The organism is Dyella sp. OK584, from assembly GCF_057787755.1.
Genome location: NZ_CM173542.1, coordinates 3,449,228 through 3,465,542, shown reverse-complemented (window position 1 = coordinate 3,465,542; position 16,315 = coordinate 3,449,228). Strand labels below are relative to the sequence as shown.

Below are 16,315 nucleotides of genomic sequence, written 5' to 3'. Positions count from 1 at the left end.
CTTGGCCGGTGTCGTCGCCCACGGGCGAACCCGGCTGTCCTATCGAGGATTCGTCATGTCCATCGTCTGGTATTTCGACTTCATTTCGCCATTTGCCTGGCTGCACTGGCCGAAGGTGAAGAAGCTGGCGGCGGAGCATCCGGTGACGCTGCGGCCGATCCTTTTTGCCGGCGTGCTGGAGCATTGCGGGCAGAAAGGCCCCGCTGAAATTCCGTCCAAGCGCGAATTCACCTATCGGCATGCGCTGTGGCGTGCCCGGCAGGCACAGCAGCCGCTGCGGTTTCCGCCTGCACATCCGTTCAATCCGCTGGCCGCCTTGCGGCTATGCATTGCCGCTGGCAGCACGGTGGCGGCGACCGATGCGATCTTCGACTGGATCTGGGGGCAAGGCCATGCCGGCGACAGCATCGACGCCCTGGCGCCGGTGGCGGCTCGCCTTGGTATCGAAGATCCCGCCGCGGCCATCGCCGCTGCCGAGGTCAAGGCGCAGCTCCGGGCCAACTTCGACGCGGCCGTGTCCGAAGGCGTGTTTGGCGTGCCAACGCTCTCGCTGGATGGTCGCCTGTTCTGGGGCGAGGACGCCCACGAGTTCGCCATGGCGTGCCTGCACGATCCCTCGCTCTGGGACGAACCCGAGATGCATCGCGTGGCCACGCTGCCGATAGCGCAGGCGCGTCGCGTGTGAGCGGGCTGCTGCAGCCGACCTTGCGGCGCTTCTCCCCTCAAGCATAAATTCCGCCCACCGACGACCACGCGGGGAGCGTGAGCCATGCGAGTACTCGTAGCAGCACTGATGGGCGGTATCGTGATGTTTCTGTGGGGCGCGATTGCCCACATGGCGTTGGGGCTGGGGAACCCCGGCATTCGGCAGCCAGTGAACGAGGATATGGTGCTCAGCACCCTGCATGAGGGCCTGGGCAGCACCGCGGGCGTGTACATCCTGCCTACGGTCGACCCGGCCAAAATGGGCGACAAGGCCACCATGGCTGCGTACTCCGCCAAAACCAAGACGTCGCCATACGCCTGGGTGGTTTACATGCCACAAGGCGACGACCTCTCCGACATGAGCCATCAGCTGCCGCGCCAATGGGCGTCCGATACGCTGGCCTCGCTCGCGCTGGCCTTCGTGATGGGGCTGGCGGCTTTCAGTTTCGCCAAGCGCCTGGGTATTGCCGTGGCAGCCGCCTTGTTCGCCTGGCTGAGCACGCTGGTGCCGTACTGGAACTGGTATCGCTTTCCCACCGAGCTGACCCTGGCTGCCCTGATCGAGCAGGTGGTCGGCTGGCTGCTGGCTGGTGCGGTCATGGCCTGGTGGCTGGGGCGCGGCCGTAGGCGCAACACACTCTAGAACCCACGCGTTACTGATCGTCATCCCGGCGCAGGCCGGGATCCAGCGCCTTCAGCGGACTGCGGAAGGGCGCCGGGCCCCGGCCTACGCCGGGGCGACGACCATGGGGCATGAGCCCAGAGGATCGGCCGAGCCTCGTCGCCGCAACATTGCGGCCATCACAGCCCCGCAGCGATAATCCCCGGTTCTGAGTCATTGTCTGGACCGATCATGCTGGATCCCGCACTGCTGCGTTCGCGCCTGGCCGAAACCGCCGCGCGCCTCAAGGAGACCCGTGGCTACACGCTCGACGTGGCCGCCATCGAGGCGCTGGAGAGCCAGCGCAAGCAGCTGTCTACCGAGACGCAGGAGCTTCAGAACCTGCGCAACACGCGGTCCAAGGCCATCGGCCAAGCCAAGGCCAAGGGCGATGACGTCGCGCCACTGATGGCCGAAGTCGCCGGCATCGGCGACAAGCTCAAGGCCAACGAACACGCCCTTGCCGAGGTGCAGGCAAAGCTCGCCGACATCGCGCTGGGCCTGCCGAACATTCCGCATGAGTCCGTGCCGCTGGGCAACGACGAAACCCAGAACGTCGAACAGTCGCGCTGGGGCACGCCGCGCACGTTCGATTTCGCAGTAAAGGATCACGTCGATCTTGGCACTCGCCACGGTTGGCTCGACGGCGAAGCCGGCGCCAAGCTTTCGGGTTCACGCTTCACCGTCATGCGCGGTCAACTCGCGCAACTGCATCGCGCGATTGCGCAGTTCATGCTCGATCTGCAGACCGGCGAGCACGGCTATCTGGAATGCAACGTACCGGTGATCGTCAACGCGGACAGCATGCTCGGCACCGGCCAGCTGCCCAAGTTCGAGGAAGACCTTTTCGCGACCCAGGTCGGCGACACCAGGCGTTATCTCATCCCGACCGCCGAAGTGCCGCTGACCAACCTGGTGCGCGACACCATCCAGGAGGCCGATGCACTGCCGTTGCGCATGACCGCGCACACGCTGTGCTTCCGCGCCGAGGCGGGCAGCTATGGCCGTGACGTGCGCGGCATGATTCGCCAGCATCAGTTCGAGAAGATCGAAATGGTGCAGATTGCGCGGGCCGGCGAGTCCTATGCGCAGCTTGAGGAAATGGTTGGCCACGCCGAGAAGGTGCTGCAGTTGCTCGGTCTGCCTTATCGCAAGGTGCTGCTGTGCACCGGCGACATGGGTTTTGGTTCGGCCAAGACCTACGATCTGGAAGTGTGGTTGCCCAGCCAGAGCACCTATCGCGAAATTTCCAGCTGCTCCAACTTCGAAGACTTCCAGGCTCGTCGCCTGCAGGCACGCGTGCGCAACCCGGAAACCGGCAAGCCCGAACTGGTGCACACGCTCAACGGCTCCGGCCTCGCCGTGGGCCGCACGCTGGTCGCGGTGATGGAGAACTACCAGAACGCCGGCGGCTCGATCACCGTGCCCGACGTGTTGCGCCCGTACATGCGCAACCTCCAACAGATCGCCTGAGGTTGCTGCCCGCATGAGCCAGCGTTGGGACAAGGTCGAACTCACCGCCAGCTACACGTTGCTGACGATCCTGGCCACGGAACTGCTGACCCGGCTCGGCCTGATCGGCATGTTTCCATTGCCGATGGCGGACCTGGTGCTAAGCAGCGTCGCCACCGTGCTTGTGCTCGGCGCATTCTGGTTCGCCCGCCGCAGACGCAAGCTTCGGTTCTGGGTGATCGGCTTCGCCGCTGCCACTCAGTTGGCGCCGATGGTGATCCGCCAACCGGTATTGCTGCTTCCATTGATCGGTGCGGCGATTCCGGTCGGCATCATGCTGTGGGCCATGATCGCCCTGGCGAAGAAAGGGCAGGGAACCGCACCCCATTCCTGATAGGATGACGGCCCTGCAAGCTCAAGCTCGTCATTCCAGCGAAAGCTGGAATCCAGCGCCTTACAAGGTGTCAGAGCAGCAACAATTCGGCGAGACGGCCGAGTGGTTTAAGGCAGCAGTCTTGACGCGGAGGCAGGAAGCCGAAGCGAACACCGACCAAGTCGGTGGCCCCGAAGAGGCGGAGGGCAGGATGCCCGGAGTCAAACTGCCGTAGCGGCGTCTGCAAGACGCCTGTTCACGGAGACAATTCGGAGAGATGGCCGAGTGGTTTAAGGCAGCAGTCTTGAAAACTGCCGTAGGTGTGAGCCTACCGTGGGTTCGAATCCCACTCTCTCCGCCAGATATCGGAAGGGGTCAGAGGCATATATGTCTCTGACCCCTTTTTGTTTGCTCAGATCCAACGAGTAGAGAGGGCATTCATGAACGCATTCAATCAGGCTTATCGCCAAGCCAAAGATACGGCCGACTGGGCCATGGAGCGCGTGCAGGGCCGGGAAGTGACAGGCACGACAAGAAATCGTCTCGCGAGTGCTGCATACCAATTGGCGTTGGAGCACCAACGAGGCATGACGGTGCTGGTTGAGGCCAAGGCTTACGGCTCTGCCCTGGCCCTACTGCGGCCGGCCGTCGAAGGATTTGCGTTGGGCTATTGGCTGCTCTACCAAGCCGATGAGGCCCAGCTGTATGCGTTCATGGAAGGAAGGTCAACGTCCACGCTCGATGTGTTGTTGCGGCGTATTGCCGATGAGCATTCTTCCGGCCCCCAAAAAGGACAGCTACAAAATTTGGTGAAACGCCTCAACGCATTCACGCATGGCGGTATTGAGCATCTTGTGATGCGACAAGGGCCCGACGTCGTCGGTCCCCGATACACCGTCGAAGACATGGCGAATGCCTTAGACATCGGCACCTGGGTCGCCAGGATGGCTGCACTGGACATCGTTGGCGGTGTGGCTGGTGAAGCAGAACTCGCCAATGAAATGCTCAACGGGATGGATGATGCTCAGTCATCCCATGAGTCTGACCAGAAATTGCCAATCCACGAGGGCTCTGATAGCTGAAAGACAAAAATCTCTTGCAGCGTTAGTTCATCATGCGCGGCATCCACGTTTCGGCGGCACGCCCCCACTACTTCCGCTTTCGTTTCCCTAATTTGACGTTGAGCGCGCCGTAAAGAGTGCCGCTCCCTCCAATAACGCCGCGGCATGTGGTTTCGATTGAGCTGATGACCTGTTCGACCCTTGGGGTGATGGGGTCTTCTACGCCCCATCCAAAGACATTCTCCAATTCCTCAACGCGGTTGTGGTGGGCCGAAAGATCGTCATCTGTTCTGAAATGCTGACGAGGCCAAATCCGTGCAAGAGCGGAGGCGGCACCTTCCACATCAAGCACAATGCGTCGGATGTCCTCGAATGGCTTGCCTTCATCTTTTCCGATTTGCGCCATGAACCGATAGCGCATGGCGTGGAGCTTATTGAAAAGCTCGCTGTATCCGGCTGTTCGAACGAAAACGATTGAGGCGTTTTTGCGGGCGGAGAATGCCTCATCAGTTTCATCTTCTTGCCGGGTGATCTCTTTTGTTTCGTATCCGAAACTTGCCGGATGCCGGATGTGTTTCAGCGCATCGGCTGCCTCATAGAACAAAGCCAGTGCGTCCTCTGCCAGTTCAATTTGGCGTCGCCCGGAATGCTCGCGCCGCCACGAGTCCAGCCCATAAACCGCGACGCAGATGGTGATTAAGGTCGCAAAAAGCCCAAGGCTTTCTCCCAACGTCATAAAGAGGTGCTCCTTGAGCGCATGACGCAATCCAATGTGAGGTTGCTAGCAACCGGGTGGAACATGTCAGAGGTGGACTCAGCTGTGGCCTGACTGCCGAGTGGAGAGGTAATACCCCTCTGCGCAGGCTACCCGATCTTACCCTTGAGCCAACTTTGGCCGCAGCCCCTCGCGACTGACCACAGCTTTGCCCTCTGGCCCAAGACGTTCCGCATGTTGGCGCGTGCGGCAGCTCGCTAAACAGGGTCAGGTTCATTTACCTCAGTTCACCAACCGGAACAACCTTGCAGCCCCGTACCCGATGCTCGATGATCGATCGAGGCTGTACTACAAACACAAGCTGGCGGCTTCGTTATGGAACCGACCTATCTACCAACCGCCGTAGGCAAGCGGCGTTATCCCGATTCAAATGGCTACTTCATCGTCGGCTCAAAAAGGCCCGATGACGCCATTCCGTGTACTTGCACGCCAGATTGCCTGCGCGGCTGCGACGGTCGCTGTGGCTGCAAGGCATGTGAGCTTTGTTTCATGATGTATGTGACGGAGCAGGGCTGGGTGTCGCCGGACGGGCTCATCATCGATCGAGAAGACGCACTTGTGATCTACGGCGAGTGTTGGCCGCCGCTTGATGAAACACTGGACTGATCACTGCTTCGCGGTGCCTTTGTAGCCTTAGTGTTGTGTGTCGTTCTACACGCCGAAGAGTACGCATCGCATATGGCGGACCGACTCGCTCGGTCAGGCTGACGTGCTCGCTCTTCGTCACGCTCGCCAATCCGCTGACACGCTCGGAAGTTGTCGCTACGCCGCATAGTCATGATGGCAACGCGCGTCTGCAGTTCGGCCAGCGTACTTTGGGGCAGCGCTTCACTAAGTATTTCTACGCTTGCGCGAAGGTCAATGGCGATTGACCGGGGCGTTTATTTCTACAGGCTAACTTGAGTGAGGCCCCGGCATTTTCCGGCGTCATGCCCGCCGCGCCCTTGATCCCGACTTAATCCTTCCCGGCGCAATGTATTGCGGCATAGGTCTGGTCTGCCGAAAGGGGAGGCCGGATACCCGCGATCCTGCCCACGGAGGTTATGCCCATGAACGTACCCCAGGCCGAAGCCAGCTACTACAGCATTCTCTCCGCGCAGGCGAAGTTGACCATGCTGGATAGTTTTACCAGCGAGCGCCCGACCCGCGAAGAGCGGCTTTACATGGGCAAACAACTCCGCCAGAAGGTGTCGCGGAAAGAGCACGCCATCTACACCCCGGCGCGCAACCGGCGTGACCCGATGGATATCCTGAACGAGCAGAACCGTTCTCGCGTGCAGAAGCTTGTGCCGGTGCGAAATGCCCGGATGCGGGCATCGGTGTTCGGGTTCTATCGGGGATCGGCGGCGGTCATGGCATCCGACCTCGCGGGAACGCCGGTCACCGAGTTGCAGGTGGCTGCTTGTGGCGACATGCATGTAGCGAACTTCGGCCTCTTCGCTTCGGCAGAGCGCAACCTCATTTTCGCCATCAATGATTTCGACGAAGTGCATCCGGGTCCTTGGGAGTGGGATCTCAAGCGGCTGGTGGCCAGTGCCGTGCTCGCCGCGCGCTTCATGGGTGGCGACGATGTGGTGGGTGAGGAGGCGGCACGACAAGTGGTCGCGTCGTATCGCAAGCGGATCGGGCGCTATGCGGAGATGGGTTATCTCGACGTCTGGTACGACCAGATCAACGAGCAAAAGATTCTCGATGGCGCACCTGATCGTTTCCGAGAGGGAGCGGAACGGATGATGCAGCGCGCACGCACCAAAGGCCACCTGCGTACGCTAGACAAGCTCACTGAGATGGTGGACGGCGAGTCCCGCATCGTGGAGAACGTTCCCCTGATCGTGCGTGAGCCGACGCTGGAAGATGGCACGCCGATCAAGGTGGCGCTCGATGAGATGCTGCAGGCTTATTTCGGCTCGTTGGCGGAAGATCGCAAGCGCCTGTTGTCGCGTTATCGCCTCGTCGATTCCGCGCGCAAAGTGGTGGGCGTGGGGAGCGTCGGCACAGGCTGTTGGGTGTTGATGTTGCGGGGTTCCGATGAGGACGATCCGCTGTTTCTGCAGGTGAAGCAGGCCTTGCCGTCGGCGCTCGCCCCTTATGTGAAGACCCCGCTGGCCATGCATGATCAGGGCAAGCGAATCGTGATGGGGCAGCGCCTGATTCAAGGCTCGCCGGACATTTTCCTTGGCTGGGGTAAGGCACATGATTCTTCCTTCTATGTACGGCAGCTCGCCGACATGAAGGGTGGTATCGAGTTCGAGGAAGGCAATCGCAAAGCGCTCGACAGTTTTGCCCCGTATTGCCGCTTGTGCGGCTGGGCACTGGCACTGGCGCACGCCAAGTCCGGTGACGCCGCGATGATTGCCGGCTATTGCGGAAAGAGCGAAGCCTTGGATGAGGCCATGGGCAAGTTCGCCTTGAGCTACGCCGACCAGGCAACACGCGACCATGCACGCATGGTCGCGGCAGCGAGCCCGTCAAAACGGAATTCGCGCGCGGCTGCCGCGGCAACTGAGAGCGCTTGAAGACGGGCACCCAACGCGCCCCTCGCGGCGCGTGACGCCGTGCCGCAGGGGAATAACCCTGCCCATAGGGGGCGGGGCGTGCGATCATGTCTGGAGCCTACTCTAGGCTTTGGCGGTTGGGGTTTCAGTTGATCGGGAGCAGGGCACCACGGCGTTTCGTTGCATGGCTGGCTATCGCCGCCGTGTGGCTGCTCGTGGCCGCGCCGACTATCTCCCGTGTACTGCCGTCGGCGTGGTCGACGCCAGATCTGGGTGCCTGGTGTACCGGGCATGGCCTCGACGACCAGCATCCCTCCGGCCCGGGCGATCCGGCCCAGCACAGCGACAAGTGCGGCTACTGCGTGCTGCTGGGGCACAGCCCCTTGCTGGCGGGTGGCGTGCCCGTCATGTCGGTGGCGGCATGGCTGCCGGTGTTGGCGCCGCTCATCCAGGCCGGCTGGCGTTGGCATGCATTGCCGCTGCTCAGTGCGCGTCCGCGCGGACCGCCGTTGTTCTGACGGAATGACGTTTGCACGGGTCGATAGCGCGCCATTTGCGCGTGCGGCCCGACATCACAGCAACTCATGCATGCCTGGCAAGGCGCCGTGCGCGGAATCACGCCGGTAGTCGTTGCGCGTGCATGGTTGTCTGGAGCGTTCATGGCGTCGCGTAGCGGCGCCGGCGATCAATGGATTCATTGCCATGTGTTCTTTTTTTCTGCGCGGGGCGGCTCTCGGCTTGCCACTGACGCTGCTTGCTTCTTCCATCGCGCTGGCCCAGGGCGGGACGGATGCCGATTCGCAAAACCCGTCCGCGGCTGACAAAAATGTGACCAGCCTGAGCGCGGTGAAGGTGGTTGCGGCCACGCCGACGATTGCGGCCCCCGGCTTTCCCGCCACCCTGGTCAGCATTCCTGCCGAGCGTATCGAGGCTACCGTCAATGCGGTGGACGTGGAGGATGCGGCCAAGTATTTGCCCAGCGTGTTCATACGCAAGCGCAACTACGGCGATACACAGCCCGTGCTGGCAACGCGCACCTGGGGCGTCAATTCGAGTGCCCGCACGCTGGTCTATATCGACGACATCCCGATCTCGGCGCTGATCGCCAACAACAACACGATTGGCGCGCCGCGCTGGGGCATCACCTCGCCAGAGGCGGTTGATCACATCGACATGTTGTATGGGCCATTCTCGGCAGCCTATGCGGGAAACTCGATGGGCGGCGTCATGCGCATCACCACGCGCATGCCTGAAAAAACCGAAGTCACCATCAAGCAAACCCAGGCCGTGCAATCGTTTGACCTGTACGGCACGCACGGCAACTACAGCACCAGCCAGACCAGCCTCACTGCTGGCGGGCGCAGCGGAAACCTCGGCTGGTTCTTCGGCGCCAACGCGGCCAACAGCTTCAGTCAGCCACTTTCCATCATCACCGGCGGCACCACGCCCGCGGGCACGGGCGGCACGATTCCCGCGTTGAACAAGCTGGGGCAGGTGGCCAACGTGTATGGCGCGGGTGGATTGCTGCATACACGCATGCTGGATCTCAATGGCAAGCTGACTTATGACATCACGCCGCAGTGGCGAGCCACTTATCTGGTTGGCTATTGGAGCAACCATGGGCAATCGCGTACGGACACTTACCTCACCGACGCAGCGGGCGACCCCACCTATGGCAAGGTGGCGGGTTTCGCCAGCAACACTTACCAGCTAAGCGCGCACCATCTGATGCAGGCGCTATCGATCAAGTCGGACACCAAGGGTGACTACGACGCCTCCTTCGTGGTCACGCACTACGATTTTCTCAAGGACAACCAGTGGTCGCCAGCGGGCGTCACCAATGGAACCGGATTGACAACCAACGGACGCCTGGCGACCTATGGCGGCACGCAATGGACAACCGTCGACGCTACCGGCTTCTGGCGACCACAGGGCTATGACGGTGCACACGAAATATCGTTGGGCGCGCACGCCGATCAATACGAGTTGGATAACCCAACGCGCAATCTCGCCAACTGGGAAGATCCTTCCAGCGTCACCACGCTGTATTCGGCAGGCAGTGGCAAGACGCGAACGCAGGCGTTGTGGCTGCAGGATGCGTGGCGATTGGCTCCGGGCTGGCTGCTGACGCTTGGCGGCCGTTATGAGTGGTGGAAGGCCAGCGACGGTTTCAACTTCAGCGGCAAGACGGCGGTACGGCAGCCGGTGGAGAAAGCCGATGCGTTTTCGCCCAAGGCTACGCTGCAATGGAGCGTGGCAACCGATTGGCGGGTGACGGGCTCATTGGCCAGGGCCGTGCGTTTTCCCACGGTAGGTGAGTTGTATCAGCTGGTGTCCACCGGCTCGACCAATAGCGTGCCCAATCCCGACCTCAAGCCGGAAACCGTACGCAGCGGTGAATTGGCGATCGAGCACGCGATCGATCAGGGCATGCTGCGGCTTTCGCTGTTTCAGGAGAACACCCGGCAGGCGCTGGTTTCGCAGACTTCGACGCTGCCCAATGTGGCTGTGCCGGTCACCTATGTGATGAACGTGGGCGAGTTGCGCAACCGCGGTGCGGAACTGGTGGCGCAGAAGGACAACGTGTGGATACAGGGTCTGGAGCTATCCGGCAGCGTGACCTTCGTTGACTCCACCATTCTTTCCAACGACAGCTTCGTCAGCGCCGCGGGTACGACATCCGAGGGCAAGCATGCACCCTACGTGCCGCGCTGGCGTGCTACGGCGGTGGCAACCTATCGGCCTAACGCCGCCTGGGCGTTCACCCTCGCTGGTCGATACAGCGGGCGGCAGTACTCGACGCTGGACAACACCGACAACACGCCCCATGTGTTTGGTGCTTTCGATAGTTTCCGCGTGTTCGACGTGCGTGCGCACTATCAGATCAACGATCACCTGGCAGCGTCGTTTGGCGTGGACAACTTCACCAACGAGAAGTACTACCTTTTCCATCCGTTCCCGCAACGGACATATGTGGCGGATCTCAAGCTGAGCTTGTGAGAAGGTCTTTTGTAGGAGCGCACCCAGTGCGCGACAGCGGCATTGCGGCTCCGCTGGCTTGTCGCGCACAGGGTGCGCTCCTACCGAGGTCGCTGATGCTTCTCAGTGCTGCATCAACACCGGCACGTCGGCGTGCTGCAGGATGTGGCGGGTGGCGCCGCCAAGAATGCGCTCGCGTACGCGTGAATGGCCATAAGCGCCCATGACCAGCAAATCGGCCTTTGCGGATGTAACTTCTCGCAGCAAGGCCGCACCAGCGTCTTGCTGCGTGGCATGAAGGCGGCGCGTGCTTACCTTGGCATCATGATTGAGAAGATAAGCGTGTGGATCGAATGGGGTGGCACGATCCTGGTCTTCCTCGTAGGTGGACGATTCACCGTCGATGAGAAGGGTTTCATCGGCCAACCACACGAACGGCAAGGCGGCGTGAATGGCCCGAACCGATTCGATGGAGCCATTCCAGGCAAGCGCAACGCGAGAGAAGGTCATTGCACCCTGCCACGCCGGTGGAAGGAGCAGGCAGGGCGTGCGGCACGTCAGTAGTGCCTCGCCTAGTACATCGAAGGCGCTGCCTTCATCCACGATGTCGCGTTCTATCACGATAAGGTCGTGCCAGGCGCCCAGTTGCCGCATCGTGCGCGCGATTCCCGCGCGCGTGGCCAGCCAGGACGCGCGATGCACGCCAGCCTGGCGCGCCAACGCGAGGAACTCGTCGCGATCTCCACGATTTTCATGTGGTGCATCCAGCAGCAAAGCCAGCACGGAAGGATCTGCCTCGCCGCCATGCAGCATGCGCAAGGATGAATCGATGTAACAGCCAGTGAGCCTTGCTTCGAACATCGCGGCCAAGTTCGCCGCCGCGACGGCGGCAGGACTCCATGGGGAAGTGGATGTCACCAATGCCAGCACATCGGTCGGCGCGCCGGTGGGATGTCGGGTGATGTTGGCTGATGAAATCATGGCTGTCTGGCCTGGATGTTGAGCGTGTGTATCGCCTGTGACGGATCATCGGGATCAAGCCTGCGTTCGAAACCCAGCCGCCGTGCCAGGCCGCACATGGCCTGATTGCTGGCGGCGTCTACCGAAATCATCCGGTTGAAGCCGTGCGTGCGCGCCTCGTCGATCAGGTGACGCATCAGCAGCGCACCGAGACCGCGACGCTGCCAGTCATCTGTCACGGTAATGGCGCACTCGCAACAATCAGCATCAGTGGTGGCGCAATATCGGCTCACGCCGATTTCTCGAAGCTCGCCATCGACCTCGATCAGGGCCATCAAGGCGGTGCGTTTGTCGTAGTCGATATCCATCATCTGGTCGATGAGCGCTTCGCTGGGTTGCCTGAAGTTGCAAAGAAAGCGCAGGCGTCGCGAACGGGCTGACAGGCCGTGGATAAATGCGGTTTCCAGTTCGCGATCTTCAGCCAGCAAGGGGCGGATCAGTACCGGAGTGCCGTCCTTCAGGCAGGCATTGCGGTGAATGTGCGGTTGCTCTTCGCAAGCCTGCGAAAGAGCCGTTTCGTGTTCGGACTGGCTGGGTTGTGTGACGATGGACATGCATCCTCCTGACGGTTCATGGCGCGCCAGAATTGATTCCATTCCCTGGTCGCGGGCGATAGCGTGCTATCGCCGAAACTTGTACGCCCGCCCAAACGTCGCAAAGCTGACGTGCATCAATGGGGCTGGAGCGCCGCCCCATTGAGACGTTATTGACAGACCAGTACGGGAACCTCACTGCGTAACAGTACCTTTTGCGTTTCGCTTCCCAGTAACAGGCGCGTCATGCCACGCCACCCATGCGAACCCATCACGATCAGGTCGCACTGCTTGGCTTTCGCTGCTTGCACGATGATTTCGTAGGGCTCCTCGCCGAAGGTTGCTTCAGCCTCGAAACTTACGCCCGCCGCTTCGGCTTTGGCGCGTACATCGGCCAGATAGCGCTCGCCGTTGGACTTGGCATCTTCGTTATAGGCGAACTCGGTGGCTGCCAGGATGGTGCCCATGTAAGCGATGGTTCGAAACGGCGGGATCACATGAATGACTGACACCTTGCCCTGGCACAACTTGGCCAGTTCGATGCCCGTTTGGGCGGCGCGCATGGAAAGTTCGGAGCCGTCGATGGGAATGAGAAGGTGCTTGAACATGGGTGCCTCACTGAGTGCAGGGGCGGCGGGTGGGATGGGACCGGTGCCTAGCGTCACGCAGGGCTTGTGCATTGCCTGTCACGAAACCTGGACTACAGCCTAGGCCCGTGGCCTGCAGGGTGGGTGGGCAGGCGTCAATCCGCCGCGCGGTGCAATGTCTCGGCGGCGCCATGCACGTCGCGCAAACACTCGCTGATTAAACTGGAAGAGGGATGCCATGGGAGGCTGCACCATGTTCCAGAATATTCTTTTGCCGGTTGATGGTTCCGAGCACGCCTTCCGGGCCGTGGATACGGGTATTGAACTGGCCCGCCGGCTGCAGGCCAAGGTGTATGGGTTTCATGTGCTCGCGCCGCTGCCAGCTGTTTCGTATGTGGCGGAGTTGATCCAGTCAAGCGACTCCCATACCGATATTGCGAGACTGCGTGCACTGGCCTATCTCGATGGAATCACCAGTCGTGCGAATGCCGCCGGCGTCGCCTGCGAGACGGAATTCGTGTTCGACCTTCGCCCCTATGTGGCGATCGTCGCGGCCGCGGCAAAGCATCGTTGCGACCTGATCGTGATGGCCTCGCGTGGACACCAGGGTCTCGAGCGTGTGCTTCTGGGCAGCGTCACGCACAAGGTCATGCTGAGTTGCGACGTGCCGGTGCTGGTCTGTCACTGAAGCAGCGCGACACAGATCGTTCAGATCTGGTCGGCTGGGGGCACCAGGTGATGCTTTACCTGGATGGCGTCCAGACGGTCGCACACCCAGCCACTGTCATGAGGGTCGGCGTTTTCCTGTACGGCATTGGCAAGCTTGTTGAATTCGGTCCAGAAGTCGCCTGCATTGGGTTTGCTGCTTGCCAGGCCCGGGATGAAATCGTCCAGGGCATCAAGCATCAGATCGAGGTCGGCACGTGACTTGGCCATGTTGCGGAGCCTACACCTGGCTGGCATCAACGCGATGCGAAAGACTTATCCAAAGGGTCACACTGGCTTAACGGCACTGGATGCAGCTTGGATATCCCCACTTGGTGACGGGGTGGAGCGCATCATGGAATGGGACCGCGACAACGACCTGCTTTCTCGCGCATGCGATGAGCTGATCGAGCAGAATGCGCTACTGCAGCAGGAGGTCGAGCTGCTTCGTGCTCAGCTGCGTCGGCATCCGTCCGGCGAATTGCAGATACGGGAAGCACGTCGGCAGATGGAAGAGCTGGTGGAAACGTCGCGTGGTCACACGTCGTTCCCCTCGACGAGCAACCTGGAGGAAAGGGTCTACTAGCCCTGGTGGACTTCGAGCACGATCTTGCCGATGTGCTGGCTGGATTCCATCTCGCGATGCGCGTCAGGCGCTCGCTCGAGCGGGTAGACCGCATGAATGATCGGTACGCAGCGGCCCTCGGCGAGCACGGGCCAGACGTGCGTGCGCAATGATTCGGCGATCACCGCCTTCTCGCGCGCGGTGCGGGTTCGCATGGTCGAACCAGTCACCACCGCGCGCTTGACTGCGATGGCGCGCAGGTCGACCCGCTCGGCCACAGGGCTACCCAGGAAGCCAATGAGCAGCAGCCGGCCGTCGCGGGCGAGGGTGGTCAGGTTGTCGTCGAAATAGTTGCCGCCCATGATGTCGAGGATCACGTCTGCACCGTGCCGGTCAGTCCGGGCCAGCACGACTTCTGCAAACGCTTCCTGGCGATAGTTGATGGCCTCGCCGCCCAGGTCGCGGATCGCCGCGCATTTCTCTTCACCGCCTGCCGTGGCAAAGGTGCGGATGCCAAACTCGCGACAAAGCATCAGCGCCGTGGTGCCGATGCCGCTGGTGCCGCCATGGATCAGCACAACGTCGCCCTTGCGTGCGTGGCCCATGTCGAACAGGTTGACCCACACCGTGAAAAACGTTTCCGGAATCGCCGCAGCCTGCACGGCGGATAGCCCGGCTGGTATCGGCAATACCTGTCCCGCAGGAACGACGCAAAATTGGGCGTAGCCGCCACCGTTGGTCAATCCGCACACCGCATCGCCTATGGCAAAGCCCGTCACGTCTTCGCCCAGCGCAACCACCTTGCCGGCGACTTCCAACCCCAGCGTGGGGTTGGCGCCGGGCGGTGGCGGGTAATGGCCGGCGCGCTGCAGCACGTCAGGCCGGTTCACTCCGGCAGCTTCCACCTGTACCAACAGCTCGCCCGGGGCAGGTGTTGGTACTGCAATGACATGCGGTTGCAGGGCCTCCGGACCACCGTGTGCGGTGATCCGGATTTCGGTCATGGTGGTCGGGAGCGTTGGTTGGCTCATCGTGGTCGGGCGGCGTGGATGGCGGTGGATACGGCCGTACTGGCTTTGGGTATGTGCCAGGGAGGTATCCATGATGACTCAGCCGTCCGTCGTCTCCACGTGATTCACTGCCGTGTGGCGGGCCAGACGGCAAGCTTGGGCATGACCGTCGTCAGGCACCGTATTCCCCATGAATTGTTTCTTACAACTTGCTTGCGACGTGCGACACGCCGATGACATGGATGTCGTTCTCGCCGCGGACGACCCTCACGCCGGGAAGCGTATGCAGGTAGGCAATGAAGGCCTCCATGTCGCGCGCATGGAACCGGCCGGAGATGCGCGTGGCGGCGATGGCTGCATCGTCGATCAACAGTGGACGTTTGCTGTAGGCATTGAAGCGACGCGCCACGTCCGCCACGCTGGCGTGCTCGAAATGGATGTCCGAAGGTAGCCAGGCAGTGCTGCGATCAAGATCGGCGTGATGATCGATGAGGTCGAGCGAGCCGTCACGATGCATGCTGGCGAGCTGACCGGCGCCGAGGTCTGCAATGGCGCGGTCATCCGACGCCGTGCCGAAAAACACCAAGACATCGTGCTCGCGCTGCCACACCTGAACTCTGCCGCTGATCACGGTAACGCTGCCGCCGTCCGGGGAATGGTGTGCGTCGAACACTGTGCCGATGTCCTGCAGGATGTTGGCTCCCAGCCGTACCTGTAGTGGGCGCGCGGCATCGTGGCCAACATCGAATAGCGCGCCGCCACGCAGTACGTCGATCTGGCGCTGATGCGCGTCGAACCGAACAGTCAGTACGCTGTCGCGATCGAGCTGCAGCTGGGTGCCGTCGGGCAGGGCAATGCTGCGTAGCTCAGCCGGCCCCGAGCTATAGGCGAGCCACGTCTGAGGAGACTGTGCCAGCCATGCGGCTGCGCCAATCGCCATGACTACGGCCGCTGCGACGGCACGGGTGATCCAGGTCTGCCATCGATGACGCCGCGCAGGCGCAACCAGGGCTGGTCGTGCCTGCGCACTCAGCCGCAACGGAACCACGGCGTGCTCGCTGGCTGCCAGTTCGCCCAGTTGAGGCACGGTCAATGGATCGCATGCCGCGGCGGCCGCCAGGTCCCCGTGCAGACGCGCCATGGCGAGGTATTCCTCCATGTGCAGCGGCGACTGGCGCAGCCACGCCATGAACTGTGCTTGCTGGATTTCGTCCAGTCCTTCGCGTTGGTCCAGGTACCAGCTCGCGGCCTGTTCGGCGGCGCGGCGCAGGCGATCGGTGGCCTGGCGGTTGCGGGTGAGATCATTCATAGCGCGCCATTCCCACGCTGCACGCGGCCAGCGCCTTGACGATGTACTTCTTCACCATGTTCGAGGAAATGTTCAGATGCTCACC

General features: G+C 61.7%; 20 protein-coding genes and 1 tRNA gene. 12 read left to right on the top strand and 9 right to left on the bottom strand.

Annotated elements, in window-relative coordinates; translation table 11 throughout:
* Window positions 1-55: 55 nt before the first annotated feature.
* The 6 genes from AC3CBN_RS15680 to AC3CBN_RS15655 all read left to right on the top strand — a co-directional run bounded on the left by AC3CBN_RS15680 (window position 56) and on the right by AC3CBN_RS15655 (window position 4,273).
* A complete protein-coding gene (locus tag AC3CBN_RS15680) occupies window positions 56-685 on the top strand; it encodes a DsbA family protein (protein ID WP_488633929.1) in 630 nt (209 codons plus the stop codon).
* Window positions 686-769: 84 nt separating this feature from the next.
* Window positions 770-1,348, top strand: coding sequence for a hypothetical protein (locus tag AC3CBN_RS15675; RefSeq protein ID WP_488633928.1), 579 nt, complete (start codon window positions 770-772; stop codon window positions 1,346-1,348).
* A gap of 210 nt (window positions 1,349-1,558) precedes the next feature.
* Entirely contained in the window at window positions 1,559-2,839 is a 1,281-nt protein-coding gene (gene serS / locus AC3CBN_RS15670; RefSeq protein WP_488633927.1) for a serine--tRNA ligase, read from the top strand.
* Window positions 2,840-2,852: 13 nt separating this feature from the next.
* Window positions 2,853-3,212, top strand: coding sequence for an LrgA (locus tag AC3CBN_RS15665; RefSeq protein ID WP_488633926.1), 360 nt, complete (start codon window positions 2,853-2,855; stop codon window positions 3,210-3,212).
* Between the two features lie 250 nt (window positions 3,213-3,462).
* Window positions 3,463-3,552 (top strand) — tRNA-Ser (locus tag AC3CBN_RS15660).
* Window positions 3,553-3,631: 79 nt separating this feature from the next.
* The gene (locus tag AC3CBN_RS15655) at window positions 3,632-4,273 is read left to right on the top strand and encodes a DUF6988 family protein (RefSeq protein ID WP_488633925.1); all 642 of its coding nucleotides are present in this window, start codon (window positions 3,632-3,634) and stop codon (window positions 4,271-4,273) included.
* 67 nt (window positions 4,274-4,340) lie between these two features.
* On the opposite strand, the gene AC3CBN_RS15650 is transcribed toward AC3CBN_RS15655, so the two are convergent.
* Window positions 4,341-4,988: a hypothetical protein gene (locus AC3CBN_RS15650; protein ID WP_488633924.1), complete on the bottom strand. Its 648-nt coding sequence runs from the start codon at window positions 4,986-4,988 to the stop codon at window positions 4,341-4,343.
* Between the two features lie 354 nt (window positions 4,989-5,342).
* On the opposite strand from AC3CBN_RS15650, the gene AC3CBN_RS15645 reads away from it, so the two are divergent.
* The 3 genes from AC3CBN_RS15645 (at window position 5,343) to AC3CBN_RS15635 (ending at window position 8,040) form a co-directional block, all read left to right on the top strand.
* Window positions 5,343-5,633, top strand: coding sequence for a hypothetical protein (locus tag AC3CBN_RS15645; RefSeq protein WP_488633923.1), 291 nt, complete (start codon window positions 5,343-5,345; stop codon window positions 5,631-5,633).
* A 443-nt stretch (window positions 5,634-6,076) separates the two neighbouring features.
* The gene (locus AC3CBN_RS15640) at window positions 6,077-7,543 is read left to right on the top strand and encodes a DUF2252 domain-containing protein (RefSeq protein WP_488633922.1); all 1,467 of its coding nucleotides are present in this window, start codon (window positions 6,077-6,079) and stop codon (window positions 7,541-7,543) included.
* A gap of 128 nt (window positions 7,544-7,671) precedes the next feature.
* Window positions 7,672-8,040 carry a DUF2946 domain-containing protein gene (locus AC3CBN_RS15635; protein WP_488633921.1) on the top strand — a complete coding sequence of 123 codons (369 nt, stop codon included), beginning with the start codon at window positions 7,672-7,674 and terminating at the stop codon, window positions 8,038-8,040.
* Between the two features lie 54 nt (window positions 8,041-8,094).
* Here the strand turns inward: AC3CBN_RS15635 and AC3CBN_RS15630 are convergent, their stop codons facing one another.
* The gene (locus tag AC3CBN_RS15630; RefSeq protein WP_488633920.1) at window positions 8,095-8,220 is read right to left on the bottom strand and encodes a hypothetical protein; all 126 of its coding nucleotides are present in this window, start codon (window positions 8,218-8,220) and stop codon (window positions 8,095-8,097) included.
* A 4-nt stretch (window positions 8,221-8,224) separates the two neighbouring features.
* Here AC3CBN_RS15630 and AC3CBN_RS15625 point away from each other — a divergent pair, with 4 nt between their 5' ends.
* Window positions 8,225-10,522: a TonB-dependent receptor gene (locus tag AC3CBN_RS15625; protein WP_488633919.1), complete on the top strand. Its 2,298-nt coding sequence runs from the start codon at window positions 8,225-8,227 to the stop codon at window positions 10,520-10,522.
* Window positions 10,523-10,624: 102 nt separating this feature from the next.
* Here AC3CBN_RS15625 and AC3CBN_RS15620 read toward each other — a convergent pair whose 3' ends face one another.
* From AC3CBN_RS15620 to AC3CBN_RS15610, 3 genes are all read right to left on the bottom strand, one after another.
* Entirely contained in the window at window positions 10,625-11,482 is an 858-nt protein-coding gene (locus AC3CBN_RS15620; RefSeq protein ID WP_488633918.1) for a universal stress protein, read from the bottom strand.
* Window positions 11,479-12,075, bottom strand: coding sequence for a GNAT family N-acetyltransferase (locus tag AC3CBN_RS15615; RefSeq protein WP_488633917.1), 597 nt, complete (start codon window positions 12,073-12,075; stop codon window positions 11,479-11,481). Before AC3CBN_RS15615 ends, AC3CBN_RS15620 begins: the two co-directional genes overlap by 4 nt.
* 149 nt (window positions 12,076-12,224) lie before the next feature.
* Window positions 12,225-12,662 (bottom strand): universal stress protein, encoded by a 438-nt coding sequence (locus tag AC3CBN_RS15610; RefSeq protein ID WP_488633916.1) that lies wholly within the window; start codon window positions 12,660-12,662, stop codon window positions 12,225-12,227.
* 232 nt (window positions 12,663-12,894) lie between these two features.
* Here AC3CBN_RS15610 and AC3CBN_RS15605 point away from each other — a divergent pair, with 232 nt between their 5' ends.
* Window positions 12,895-13,329, top strand: coding sequence for a universal stress protein (locus AC3CBN_RS15605; RefSeq protein ID WP_488633915.1), 435 nt, complete (start codon window positions 12,895-12,897; stop codon window positions 13,327-13,329).
* A 20-nt stretch (window positions 13,330-13,349) separates the two neighbouring features.
* Here the strand turns inward: AC3CBN_RS15605 and AC3CBN_RS15600 are convergent, their stop codons facing one another.
* On the bottom strand, window positions 13,350-13,577 hold the full coding sequence (locus AC3CBN_RS15600; RefSeq protein ID WP_488633914.1) for a hypothetical protein: 228 nt from the start codon (window positions 13,575-13,577) through the stop codon (window positions 13,350-13,352).
* A 124-nt stretch (window positions 13,578-13,701) separates the two neighbouring features.
* On the opposite strand from AC3CBN_RS15600, the gene AC3CBN_RS15595 reads away from it, so the two are divergent.
* Window positions 13,702-13,932 (top strand): hypothetical protein, encoded by a 231-nt coding sequence (locus tag AC3CBN_RS15595; RefSeq protein WP_488633913.1) that lies wholly within the window; start codon window positions 13,702-13,704, stop codon window positions 13,930-13,932.
* Here the strand turns inward: AC3CBN_RS15595 and AC3CBN_RS15590 are convergent.
* From AC3CBN_RS15590 to AC3CBN_RS15580, 3 genes are all read right to left on the bottom strand, one after another.
* Window positions 13,929-15,014: an NAD(P)H-quinone oxidoreductase gene (locus AC3CBN_RS15590; protein ID WP_488633912.1), complete on the bottom strand. Its 1,086-nt coding sequence runs from the start codon at window positions 15,012-15,014 to the stop codon at window positions 13,929-13,931. The genes AC3CBN_RS15595 and AC3CBN_RS15590 overlap by 4 nt on opposite strands.
* Window positions 15,015-15,123: 109 nt before the next feature.
* A complete protein-coding gene (locus AC3CBN_RS15585; RefSeq protein WP_488633911.1) occupies window positions 15,124-16,230 on the bottom strand; it encodes a FecR family protein in 1,107 nt (368 codons plus the stop codon).
* Window positions 16,223-16,300, bottom strand: coding sequence for a hypothetical protein (locus AC3CBN_RS15580; protein ID WP_488636750.1), 78 nt, complete (start codon window positions 16,298-16,300; stop codon window positions 16,223-16,225). The genes AC3CBN_RS15585 and AC3CBN_RS15580 overlap by 8 nt, the downstream gene beginning before the upstream one ends.
* Window positions 16,301-16,315 lie beyond the last annotated feature (15 nt).